General features: G+C 45.4%; 10 protein-coding genes. 8 read left to right on the forward strand and 2 right to left on the reverse strand.

Annotated elements, in window-relative coordinates; translation table 11 throughout:
* The first annotated feature begins 126 nt into the window (after positions 1-126).
* The 4 genes from WC959_08165 (at position 127) to WC959_08180 (ending at position 6,606) form a co-directional block, all read left to right on the forward strand.
* Positions 127-1,803, forward strand: coding sequence for a right-handed parallel beta-helix repeat-containing protein (locus WC959_08165; protein MFA5689105.1), 1,677 nt, complete (start codon positions 127-129; stop codon positions 1,801-1,803).
* A gap of 69 nt (positions 1,804-1,872) precedes the next feature.
* The gene (locus tag WC959_08170) at positions 1,873-3,282 is read left to right on the forward strand and encodes a sulfatase-like hydrolase/transferase (GenBank protein ID MFA5689106.1); all 1,410 of its coding nucleotides are present in this window, start codon (positions 1,873-1,875) and stop codon (positions 3,280-3,282) included.
* A 203-nt stretch (positions 3,283-3,485) separates the two neighbouring features.
* Entirely contained in the window at positions 3,486-5,330 is a 1,845-nt protein-coding gene (locus tag WC959_08175) for a sialidase family protein (protein MFA5689107.1), read from the forward strand.
* A 421-nt stretch (positions 5,331-5,751) separates the two neighbouring features.
* Positions 5,752-6,606, forward strand: coding sequence for a hypothetical protein (locus tag WC959_08180; protein ID MFA5689108.1), 855 nt, complete (start codon positions 5,752-5,754; stop codon positions 6,604-6,606).
* Here the strand turns inward: WC959_08180 and WC959_08185 are convergent.
* Complete coding sequence (locus WC959_08185; protein MFA5689109.1) at positions 6,599-6,835, reverse strand: hypothetical protein; 237 nt, start codon at positions 6,833-6,835, stop codon at positions 6,599-6,601. The genes WC959_08180 and WC959_08185 overlap by 8 nt on opposite strands.
* 118 nt (positions 6,836-6,953) lie before the next feature.
* Between WC959_08185 and WC959_08190 the strand changes: the two genes are divergently transcribed.
* The 3 genes from WC959_08190 (at position 6,954) to WC959_08200 (ending at position 10,057) form a co-directional block, all read left to right on the forward strand.
* Positions 6,954-7,487: a hypothetical protein gene (locus WC959_08190; protein MFA5689110.1), complete on the forward strand. Its 534-nt coding sequence runs from the start codon at positions 6,954-6,956 to the stop codon at positions 7,485-7,487.
* 121 nt (positions 7,488-7,608) lie between these two features.
* A complete protein-coding gene (locus WC959_08195; GenBank protein ID MFA5689111.1) occupies positions 7,609-8,520 on the forward strand; it encodes a PEP-CTERM sorting domain-containing protein in 912 nt (303 codons plus the stop codon).
* Positions 8,521-8,857: 337 nt separating this feature from the next.
* Positions 8,858-10,057 (forward strand): acetylxylan esterase, encoded by a 1,200-nt coding sequence (locus tag WC959_08200; protein MFA5689112.1) that lies wholly within the window; start codon positions 8,858-8,860, stop codon positions 10,055-10,057.
* Positions 10,058-10,068: 11 nt separating this feature from the next.
* Here WC959_08200 and WC959_08205 read toward each other — a convergent pair whose 3' ends face one another.
* On the reverse strand, positions 10,069-10,407 hold the full coding sequence (locus tag WC959_08205) for an FCD domain-containing protein (protein ID MFA5689113.1): 339 nt from the start codon (positions 10,405-10,407) through the stop codon (positions 10,069-10,071).
* 80 nt (positions 10,408-10,487) lie between these two features.
* On the opposite strand from WC959_08205, the gene WC959_08210 reads away from it, so the two are divergent.
* A partial coding sequence (locus WC959_08210; protein ID MFA5689114.1) for an IS481 family transposase occupies positions 10,488-11,376 on the forward strand: 889 nt, incomplete at its 3' end.

Genomic DNA, 11,376 nt, shown 5'->3' on the forward strand with positions numbered 1-11,376 from the left:
GAGTATAAACGAACCGAAATGTCAGGGCCGGTTACGGATACGATTGAATTTCCGCCCGGTGCAGTAAAAAATTACACCGATTTAAACTCTGCGGAAGTTGTAGTCCGTACCAGCGCGGCGTGGGCGATGAATATTTTACCGTTGCTTTCAGTGGATGAAGCGGCGGGAATTGCCAAAACGGCTCCGTGCAATTATGCGCTTGGACGTATTTTGAGCAGTCCTCCAACCTCTGATGATATGTGGGTGGAGAATGTGCTGGCCGAATTAGACTCTCCTGGAGAGTGGGTTTCGCATCCGGATGAGGGTAAAATTTATTATTGGCCTCTGACCGGCGGGGAACCTTCCAACGTGGTTTTCCCGATGGTCACGGAGATTGTAAGAGTAGAGGGGGTTATTGATTATGATGGACCCTCGGATATGCCTGTCAAAGGAATTCGTTTCGAAGGATTATCTTTTATGCATACAGACAGGATGGCGACGCCTGATAACATCAAGGGGAATGGACTTCAACATGGGTGGGATTATTTTGATTCGCCGAATGCAATGTTGCGTTTCAGAGGAGCAGAAAACTGTGAAGTAAAAAACTGCCGGTTTACAGCAGGAGGTGACAATGGAATCCGTCTGGATCTACATGCGCAAAACATTACGATTGAAAATTCGTTATTCTATCATCTTGGCGGTGCGGCCGCTGTGTTCTCCGGATACGGATTGGGTACAAAAGATGTTAATAAAAATAATGTATTTGTAAATAATCACGCTCACCATGTCAGCGAACTGAAAAAGGATCGACCGGCACTGTTTGTATGGCAGAGCGGCGGAAACCGGATTGAAAACAACCTGATCCATGATGTGCCTTATGTCGCAATTTCCGTTAGTTGCCGTGCAGCGATTGAGGGTACAGGGGAAGCGTATCTCAGCCGCAGGGAGAATGAGATTTCCGGCGATTATTCCAGAACCGCCGACTATGAAGGCTGGATGTCCCGTGAGGGTTTCTGGCATGGCCGTGATAACGTTGTCGTATCAAATGAAATATTTTCCGCAGTCGAAACTATTGCGGATGGCAATCCGGTTTATATTTCCGGTACAGCCGGGGGGAATGTTGTCCGGCAGAATTATATTCATGATTGCTGGTCATATAATGTGAATGCGGCAATCCGCTGTGATGATGATCAGCACGAAACACTGATTGCAGAAAATTTAATTGTTGATGTTGCCGGCAGTGCAAGCGCCATTGTGACAAAGGGGAAAAATAATATAATCAATAATATTTGCATTGATATTTATCGAAACGATAATGATTACCACGTCGGTTTACTGGCGCTTCGTTCCTATAAACCTGATGGAAGCTTAATCGAAAAAAATATTTTTATCTGCCCGGATCCTGAGCGAATTGTTGCTGTTATGGCGGGGAAAACCCGTCCGCAGATTGGCGGGGAGCAAATCGAATTAGCCGATTCGACATTACAAAAAAATATTTATTGGGCGCCGACCGACTCAATTTGGACAAAATACTATTTATTGGAAGCGCAGTTAAACGGAAGTGAAGAAAGCAGTCTTGTTATTGATCCACTATTAGCTGATGACTTTAGTTTCAAACCCGGATCTCCTGCATTGGAACTGGGAATTATTCCGGTAACAGCGGCAGGCAAGGGCGTTGATCGCTCTGTTTGGATGGATAATCCGGCAGCGATGTCACGAGCTGCTGCTAACGAGGGGCTTAATCGTGCAAGAGAGCAGGGGGCAAAGGTGAAAAAAACGATTCAATCGGGTTCTGCAGGTATTAACGATGAGGCAGATCGATAAAAGCATTAATGAAACGCCCGGGATGTTTCAGTTATAAAGTGAGTATTTAACCAGAAGAGGAGGTAATCTATGGAAGCAACCGTTGAAATCAATCAACCCTATATCGAAACAAATCAGCCGAATATTGTTTTTATTCTGACCGACCATTTCCGAAGGGATACGATCAGATCCGAGACAACACCAAATCTATCCCGTTTGGCGAGAGAGGGGGTCAATTTCCAGGCAGCATATACGGCATCGCCCCTTTGCCAGCCGGCACGCAATGCAATTATCGCCGGGAAATACAATTTTCAGACCGGTATTTGCGGCAATTCGTCGCCTCCGTTTAATGAAGTTTTGCGACATGACACGTTTATGTGGCATTTAAAACGTGGCGGGTATGCGACAGCGATGATCGGCAAACACCACTATATGGGGTTTCTCCCGGGAACGGATGCGGTTGAGTTGGCTCAAGAAGCTGTAAAAGATTATGGTTTTGATCATGTGGTGCAGGTTCTTGACGATTATGAAAACTGGAAAACCACAGATGCATATACACGGCATCTTGAATCAAAAGGGTTGCTTCAGCAGCTCCGTGATCGTTTTGCGAACTGGGATCATGGCAATCTGATTCATTGCTTCAGTGATGAAGGCGACACTGTGGACGGATTTGTCAGGAATCAGGCTTTGGCATATATTAAAGAGGCTTCGACCGATCAGCCATTCTATCTAAATGTCAGTTTTGTTGGGCCGCATCCGCCATACTGGTATCCAGCATCCTGTGAAACATATAAGCCGGAAGACATGCCGGTAACACCGCGTGACATACCGGCAGAAAGAGAGACTACAGCGTTTAACCGGGCGGCTTACATGAACCGATGTGCAGTGCTTGACCGTTATGTTGGTGATCTGGTTGCCGCACTCAAAGCAAAAGGAGTTTATGACAACACCCTGATTCTTTTTTCATCCGATCATGGAGATATGCTGGGAGAATTCGGCATTTGGGATAAACGGTATTTTTATGAACCCAGCGCAGGAATTCCTTTTATTTTATCGGGGTTCGGTATTTCCGGAGATAATCTTCATCGTGGGCGGCTGGATCGTTCTCTGGTCAGCAATCTTGACATCTACCCTACGTTTTTGGCTGCGGCAGGAATTGACATGCCGGAGAGTTCAAAAAGACCGGGGATTAATCTGCTGGCCAAACTGAACGGGAATGATCGTTTAAAGCGCCGCGCTGTCTTTTCCGAACTAGGGACAGCGGTTATGGTACGCACTGGCACCTGGAAGTTGGTATATGATCCGCAAGCCGGAGGTATCCAATATTTGTTTAATCTAGCCAACGATCCGAATGAAGAGACCAATCTGGCGAATCTTCCCGGTTATGAGGCTGTAAGCTTGGACCTGGTTTCTCTTATTTTAAATGAACGCATCCGGCTTACTCAGTATGCCCATCTGAAAGAAGAGCAGAGGGTAATGCGGATATCTGTAGGTTATTGATAAAATTCGAAAGGTATACGATTTCTTATGAAATCGGAATGGCGACGCTGAATCTCGAAATGCCGTCGCGCGTGCCACGCACGGTATATTCAGCGGATCGAAAAAGATGATCTACACTGAAATGAAACGTTGTATGAGCATCGGTAAAAACCGTTTGGCGGGTTCATGCGAAGTAAAAATTCTAATGAATAAAGGGATTTAAAATGAGTCAGAAAAAAATGAACTATGATACAAAAGATGCCTGTGTTTCGGATGGGATTATAAAAGAAATGTTAAAGGCTGATCAAGCAAGTGATTGGCGCCTGCTCAGTAATGGCTTTGAAATTCCGACACGGTCATATTCTGATCAGCCTTATCTTGTTCAAGCGGATGACGGAGCATTGGTTTGCGTACTGACAACGGGAGAAGGTCATGAAGGGCAGCAGGGACAGCATGTAACGGCATTAAGGAGTACCGATCATGGTCGAACATGGTCATCACCGGTTCCGGTTGAATCTCCTAAAAATCCGGAATCTTCTTATGCTGTTCTGCTTAAAGTCCCATCCGGTCGGATTTACTGTTTTTATAATTATAATGCGGATAATATCCGCGAAATAGAAACAGTCTTTCCCGGAAATCCCGTCACATACCGTGTGGATACGTTAGGGTATCATGTCTTTAAATATTCCGATGATCATGGGAAAAGCTGGTCAGAAAAATATTATAAAATCCCGATTCGGAAGACTGCGATAGACCGGCGGAATGTTCGTGGTGGCGATATTCAATTTATGTGGAATGTTGGAAAACCATTTATACGAAACGGCTCTGCCTATATTTCGATACATAAAGTTGGCGGATTTGGTGACGGATTCATGGTCAGTTCGGAAGGGTGGCTGCTCAGGAGTGAAAATATTTTAACAGAATCAGATCCCGGAAAAATAAACTGGGAAACGCTTCCCGATGGAGAGCAAGGGTTGAAGGCTCCTGACAGTGGAGGTCCCATTGCGGAGGAGCAAAGCTATGTTGTTCTGAGTGATGGGACAATTTATTGTGTGTACCGGACAATTGATGGTTATCCGGCAGAAAGTTACAGTCGGGATGAAGGGCGGACATGGAGCGCCCCGCAGTATAAATGCTACGCCGATGGCAGACGCATGAAAAATCCACGTGCCGCAAATTTTGTATGGAAATGTAAAAACGGTAAATATCTGTATTGGTTCCATAATCATGGCGGCCCTTTTATGTGCAATTCTGAGCCGGGCGCACCGTACGTTGTTCCATATGAAGATCGGAATCCTGTTTGGATTTCTGCAGGAATAGAAAAAGACGGTAATAGTGGAAAGTATATCGAGTGGTCGCAACCGGAAGTTTTATTTTACGACGATGATATTTTCATACGGGTCAGTTATCCTGATATGATTGAAATCAATGGGGATATGTATATTACCGAAACACAGAAAGATTTAGCGCGAATACACCGTGTAGACCGGATTTTTTTAAATAAATTATGGAAACAGTTTGATGGTTTAAAGCTGGATGATACAGATTGTATCCTTTCAGCCACTCAAGGCGGCTGTAAAGTAGATCTCCCCGAGCTCCCAAAATTCTTACAGCGTGATATGCGCAAAGCTGATCGGGGAACGGTGGATTTACGACAAGGATTTACACTTCTGATGGACTTTACAGTTCCTGAAGCCGGTACAGAAGAGATCCTTCTTGACAGTCGGACAGCAGGCGGGCGTGGATTATTGCTGAAATATTCAAATGAGAAAACGATTCAATTGATTATGAGTGATAATCAAACAAAAACATTTAATGATTTAGAAAAGGGAATGTTAATACCCGGCAAAACACACTTTTTAGCAATTATCGTTGATGGCGGTCCGAAAATTGTAAACTTCATTGTTAATGGAAAGTTTTGTGATGGCGGAGTACAGCGGCAATTCGGGTGGAGCCGATTCAGCCCTGATTTACGAGATGTTCAGGGACGATCAGAATTAACAATCCACAAAAATATTAAAAATTTAAAAATTTATAATAGAGCATTAATGGTCTGTGAAACTGTGTGATAAAATCATAAATCGTAAAGCCGGATATTCAAATTTATATGTAGCAATAAGGATAGGGTGTTGCGCCGTCGAGTGCTGTTGGCTTTTATCCGATAGCGGACGCTGCTCCTGCTCGTGAACGACAAATTAAACCTGGTTTTCAGCATGACCGAAAATACGCCCGCTTGGTTTTTAATTTTAATCAGGAGCGTTGGTTGTAATCGGATGACGCTCCGTTCCCTCGATCTCGGAAATAAAAAAGGCCGGAGAAATCCATATTCAGAAATATAAATAAAAATGAATTTTTACTTGTAAGAATAGTTTTTATTCGTATAGTTAATATTAACAAATGCAAGTTTATTTCAAATTTTAAATGCAATGAAAACAATGTAAGGCAGGGTCTCTAGAGAAGAACAGTATACAGAAAATTAAAGGAGGTATTATGAAAAAGGCGGTTAGTATTATTACGGTATCAGTTATCATTGCCGGCGGAACTGGATTTGCAAAAATTATAGCATCAGATTCTTTTTCCTCAGGGAATGTGTCCGGAGATTATACAGATAAAAAACCATTGGGTGATCCGGTAAATGCCCGTGTGCTTGAAGGCGTTACCGGATTCAAGAATAATACATGGGGATTATCAGCCAGCGGCACGATTACTATTCGAAAAGGAAAGGGACTTACACATGATGCGGTTCAAGGGCGGGCCGCAGACGGGTATTTACAAATTATACCTCCAGTTCAAAATGAAGGTGCAGCGATTTCGCGCAAAACACGTCGCGTGCTGTCACCGGCATTAACCGGCCCTGTTTTTTATATGAGCGGATTGATTAATATTGGATCATTACGACATCTCAACATAGGAGAAAAAGTGGCGATGGGAGTTTCCGATGCTGCTCAACTCGGCTGGGACGGAGTAAATGGAATTTTTATCGGCGCCATAAAAGATGATTCGGGAGATGTGTTTTATGCCGTATTTGCAGGGGAAAATACCTATAAATTAGGCGCTGCAGTTACGGCGGAACAGGCGTTTGAAACTCAAATGCTGATTGTGAGATGGGAGGCGGGATCCGCACGGCAAGGTGGTGTGTTAACTGCCTGGGTTGTTGCTCAGAATGATAAGACAGCAACTCAAATTTTAAACATCGAAAATGTGTCTGCCGGACGGATCTCTGATTATAAAAGCGTGATCGTGCAAGTCCATGGCGGATTGAATAAAACATATTCGACGGGAATAAAGATGGATGAATTCCGGCTCGGAAGCGAGTGGAATGATGTGACATCTGCTTCTAAATAAGGGCGGGTAAAATGAATCGAGTAAAATTGATTTCAGTGGCACTTTTTTGTGTTTGTTGCAGTCGCGCCGGGTTTTCCGTACTTCTTGCATCCGAATCGTTTTCATCAGCAGGATATCTTGATGCAGTAAATTTTGGTGCGACAAACCAGTACCGAACCAATACGATTGGAACTGTCGGATTTTCTTCTGCAAACAATGCTAATGCATATTGGATTGGATCTACAGCCAATGTGCAGCCGATTCATGCCGTGAATCTCTCTCATCCCGCTATTTCAGGCAGTGCTATGGCTGGCGGTGCAATTGTCCGTTCTCCGCGGGAAGATTTTGTGCGGCAATCTTCCCGGCGTTTGGCAAGCGAACCAGCCGGTACAACATTTTTTATGAGCGGACTTGTTTCAGTAAACGGGCCGTTAACTAATATGAAGAGCGGCGAGCAGGCATCAATGGGATTATCGGATCAATTTTCAAATACTGCATTTAACAGACGCGGATTCGGTCTGGGATTGTATCGTGATGAAGACAGTGTTTTTTTAGCTGCATTTGCAAATAATTCTGTTTTTAAGTTAGGAGATGCATTAACGGACGCTCAATTATCACAGGCGCATCATATCGTTTTAAAACTTGAAATCGGCGTTGGTGCAACCGATGCATTAACTGCATGGTATGCGGTATCTGGAACATCAGTTCTGATATCTGCCGGAAAATGGGAAAATCTGGATACTGCGGATAACGGCGCTGACATTTGTGTTTTCGGGCTCCAATCTCTTGGTGTGGGAAATACCGATCCGGCGGGAGTTGCATTTGATGAATGGCGGTTCGGTTCGACGATGAAAGATGTCACTGCCGGTGGTTTGTTACGATTGATAATAATTAATAATTAAATAAAAATTATTTTTGATAATATTAACAATAATCATTGACGAATGAGTTTAAATAATGATAGGTTTTCATCAGGATCTAAATACATGGGGTATTTAGAAAGTAAATTCACAAGGAGGAAATATGAAGAAGGGTATATGGGTCATTGTGTTTATATATGCAGCGCTGGCAGGGTATGTTTCAGCATCAATAATTGCATCAGAATCGTTTTTAACGGGTACTTTCGGATATAAGGACGGCATTGCAATTGCGAACACAAACAATGTTAGAAATAATATCCAAGGAAATACGGGATTCTCTTCGGCTAACTTTTGGAGTATTGGTTCTGCGCACTTTAAAACATTTACAAGCGGTTTAAATCATACGTTGCTTCAGGGTACTGCAAGTGATGGAAAGGTTGAAGCGTTAGTGGGTACCGACAATTTGACTCGCGCAATAAACAGACAGTTATCTTCTCCGCTGACCGGAACGGAATTTTTTATGAGCGGATTAGTTTCTGCAAACGGTTCAACGAGTGCAATCCTTACAAACAGTACTGTTGCTATGGGCTTAGGAACGAGTTTAACCAGCGCCAACAACTCTCCGATGCTGGCGACCGGATTTTTTCTGGGAATGACACGTGGAGCAGATGATAAAATCTATTTGTCAGCCTTTGTTAATGGCACTACACACAACTTAAAAGCACTGGAAAGTTCTGAGCTTGGTGGAACTCATATGATTATTCTCGGTCTAGAACTCAATGCATCAGGGAACGATACTTTGACCGCGTGGTATGCAATGGATGGCGCATCAGATATTACGCTGGCTGGATCATGGAGTGATTTCGACATTGACCTCTCCGATCTCGGTTGTTTCGGTTTCGCGTCATTAAGAGACGGTGGGACAGGAACTGGAACAGGGGTTTTATTCGATGAGTGGCGTTTTGGCTCTTCGATACTGGATGTTGTCTCTGTTCCTGAACCGGTAACGATTGGTATGGTTGGAATCGGAGCAATTCTCACAGTTTTTATACGCCGGCATTTTTCTGCTAAGTAAAAATATCTGTCTAGCGGGAAATCGCCTAGATTTCCCGCTATTTCTCAATTTTTTTGATTATCATAGGCTCTATGCCAGTCCTTTATGCGGTCGAAGACAGAACACCACGGCTAAAGCCGTGGTGTTCTGTCTTCGACCGCATAAAAAGTTGGTTTATAAAACCAACGCTACATACCTTTTCCCGTTTGCGAAAATTGCCGCTTCTCTGCCCGATGTTCGTCGGGCCGTTAGCCGCTCCGTCCGTCACGGCTTTCTTTCAAAAAGCCACTCTTCGATTCTCCGCTACATTCCGAATTGCGGTTAGACTAAAAATTAAAATGCTCTAAAAGGATAAACCATGACATCATTATTTGTTGCGCTCATGTTTTTTGCGACCGGAAACGTTCTTTCCGATTATACGGAGATGAAAGAAAAAATTCTTGCGCTCGGTTCTCTGACAAATGCGCCGGCGGTGCAGGATGCCGGAAAAACCTGCGGCGCAATGAAGGCGGTTTTTTTTGATTTGCTGCCGCTGAACGGAAAACCGGTAAAGGTGTTTGCGTGGGTCGGTGTGCCGGACGTTTCCGCAGGCAAAAAAGTTCCTGGCATTGTTCTTCTGCACGGCGGCGGCGGAACTGCATTTAAAGAGTGGGTTGAACTGTGGAATAGTCACGGTTTTGCCGCGATCGCCATCGCCACCGAAGGTCAGACGGATGAACCTAACGAAGAGGATTCGCGGTTGTGGAAGCGGCACGAATGGAGCGGACCGGCAAAAAAACAAACGTATGCCGACATAGATCGACCGCTTGAAGAGCAGTGGATCTATCACGCATCCACCGCAACGATTCTTGCAAACTCGCTGTTGCGTTCGCTGCCGGAGGTTGACGAAACGAATGTCGGTTTAATGGGGATTTCGTGGGGCGGAGTTTTAACAAGCACCGTAATGGGCATTGATTCCCGCTTTGCATTTGCCATTCCGGTGTACGGTTGCGGGCATCTTTTCGACAGCGAAAACAACTTCAGCGCTGCAATGCGCGATAATGAAATGTATAAAAATGTCTGGGATCCGATGGTGCGAATGAATCGCGCGACAATGCCGGCGCTCTGGCTTTCGTGGCCGGAAGATGCGTACTTTTCACCGATCAGTCAGGCGAAAACTTATCGCGCCATGACCGGAAAATATATGGTCTCGTTGATTCCGGGAATGGGTCACAGCCATCCGAAAGGCTGGAATCTGCCGGACAGCTATGTATTTGCAAAAAGCATTGTCGAAACCGGCCGGCCGTGGGGCGGAATGATTTCCGCCGGAGCAAATGGAAACCGTGCCGAAGTTATATTTCATTCCGATATTGCGCCGGAAAACGCACTGCTGGTTTCAACAACGGATGCCGGATTTACCGGTGACCGGAAATGGATTGAAACGCCGGCGGAATTCAAACAGAAAAACGGTAACTGGATTGCGACAGCAATTCTGCCGGAAAATACCACCACCGCGTGGTTCATCAATCTCGTTTGCAACGGATTAACGCTCAGTTCCGAATTTCAAACCGTTGATTAATTTAAAATGCTTTAAAGTACAGCGAGTTCGCTTTCCAGTCCGATCTGAATGTGTGCCTGTATTGCAGCGATCGCTTCTTCGGTGTTTCCGGCGGCAATAACTTGAATCAGACCGGTGTGATTCTGGTGAACCTCTGACGGTACAATCCACGAGCGAACGGCATTCAGCATCATTAAACTCGGATTTATGATCCGCTGCAGCATTTGCAGAAGTAAACGGCTGCCGGTGCATTCTGCAAGCGTAAGATGGAACTCATGGTGCAGGCGCGCAAATTCCGGCGAGGTTTTCTGGTCATGTTCAGCGGCGAGCCGGTCGAGCTGCTGAGCAATATCGAAGAGCCTGTTTTTTATCTCTTCCGGAAGTTTTCCACTAGCTGTTTAGTCCCACAGTGTAGTGGAGTGATTTATAATCAGCTCCGGAGGGATAAATTATGGGACAGATAGTACACGGATGCGTCCGTACGACTGAGGCGGTGCGTCGAACGATACAACATAGTCAAGAGAGCCTGAGTGTTCTGGCGCGCCGGCACGGTATTAACCCGAAAACCGTAGCGAAGTGGCGACAGCGCACAACAGTACAGGATGCCCCGATGGGACCCAAACAACCCCGGTCAACGGTGCTGAGCAAGGAGGAAGAAGCCGCCTGTGTCGCTTTTCGGCGGCACACACAGCTTCCGCTCAATGATTGTCTTTACAGTTTGCAGACCGCCATACCTCATTTAACACGCTCCTCTCTGCATCGTTGCTGCCAACGTCATGGGATTAGCCGGCTGCCGGATACTAAAGATCCCCGGAGCAAATGGAAATTCAAAACCTGTCCGATCGGGTTTTTCCATATCGACATCGCTGAGGTCCGCACGGAAGAAGGCAGGTTATATATGTTTGCTGCCGTTGACCGTACGTCAACGTTTACTTTTGTTCAGCTTCACGAAAAGGCAGCCCGGCGAATTGCCGCCGACTTTCTTCAAGAGCTCATCCGGGCCGTTCCTTATACTATCCACACCCTATTAACGGATAACGGAACCCGGTTTACCTCGCCGGGCAACCGGCGGTCTGCGACAGCGGATATCAAGCAGGCGATAAATTCTGGAAGTCTTTTTCGCGCACATGCCGTTGAGCCGGCTTGCGCCCGAAACAATACAGATCACCGGCTGACCAAACCCGACCATCCCTGGACCAACGGACAGGTTGAGCGGATGAACCGGACGTTGAAAGAGGCGACGGTGAAGCGTTATCACTATGGAACCCATGATCAGCTGAAAGAACACATACAGATCTTTTTGATGGCCTATCATTTCGCCAAACGGCTCAAAACATTAC

It is taken from the genome of Kiritimatiellales bacterium (assembly GCA_041656295.1).
In the GTDB taxonomy this organism is placed as follows: Bacteria; Verrucomicrobiota; Kiritimatiellia; order Kiritimatiellales; family Tichowtungiaceae; genus Tichowtungia.

Coding starts and splice junctions, on each gene's coding strand:
- WC959_08165 (MFA5689105.1), top strand. CDS start 127: ATGAATATTTTACCGTTGCTTTCAGTGGATGAAGCGGCGGGAATTGCC.
- WC959_08170 (MFA5689106.1), top strand. CDS start 1,873: ATGGAAGCAACCGTTGAAATCAATCAACCCTATATCGAAACAAATCAG.
- WC959_08175 (MFA5689107.1), top strand. CDS start 3,486: ATGAGTCAGAAAAAAATGAACTATGATACAAAAGATGCCTGTGTTTCG.
- WC959_08180 (MFA5689108.1), top strand. CDS start 5,752: ATGAAAAAGGCGGTTAGTATTATTACGGTATCAGTTATCATTGCCGGC.
- WC959_08195 (MFA5689111.1), top strand. CDS start 7,609: ATGAAGAAGGGTATATGGGTCATTGTGTTTATATATGCAGCGCTGGCA.
- WC959_08200 (MFA5689112.1), top strand. CDS start 8,858: ATGACATCATTATTTGTTGCGCTCATGTTTTTTGCGACCGGAAACGTT.